The 489-nt window shown below is 63.0% G+C and carries 1 protein-coding gene; it reads left to right on the top strand.

Annotated elements, in window-relative coordinates; genetic code table 11:
* Positions 1-454: hypothetical protein (locus M3223_RS23830; RefSeq protein WP_251566261.1), on the top strand; the 454-nt coding region annotated here is incomplete at its 5' end.
* Positions 455-489: the final 35 nt, after the last annotated feature.

Genomic DNA, 489 nt, shown 5'->3' with positions numbered 1-489 from the left:
GGTGTTGTCTGATGCCATGATGGGCTATCTGCACTTTATCAGCGGCATCCCCACCCAGGGGACCCGCTGGTTATATAGCTCGACACCGTACAAGATGGCGACCCCGCCGCTGTCGGTGATTAACCAGTGGCAGCTGGCGCTGGATAATGGCTCCCTGCCGGCGTTTATCGCCGGCCTGGCGCCGCGTCATCCGCAGTATGAGGCCATGCACCAGTCGCTGCTGGCGCTGGTGGCTGATTCACGTCCATGGCCGCAGATGACCGGCAGCGGCTCGCTGCGCCCGGGAGAATGGAGCAATGATATCGGCGCGCTGCGCGAGATCCTCCAGCGTACTGGGATGCTGGAAAATTCCGCCAATATCGTTCTGCCCGGCGACGGTGAGTCCTTCGGCGAAGAAAAAGAGCAAGCCCGCGGCGCGCGGTGTGTACGATCGCCAGCTGGTGGAGGGCGTTAAGCGCTTTCAGGCCATGCAGGGGCTGGGGGCGGATG

The sequence above is a fragment of the Paenibacillus pasadenensis genome, assembly GCF_023715725.1.
Classification (GTDB): Bacteria; Bacillota; Bacilli; order Paenibacillales; family Paenibacillaceae; genus Paenibacillus_O; species Paenibacillus_O pasadenensis_A.
Note: the sequence above shows the minus strand (reverse complement) of the source record. Positions and strands in the feature narration are given on the sequence as shown.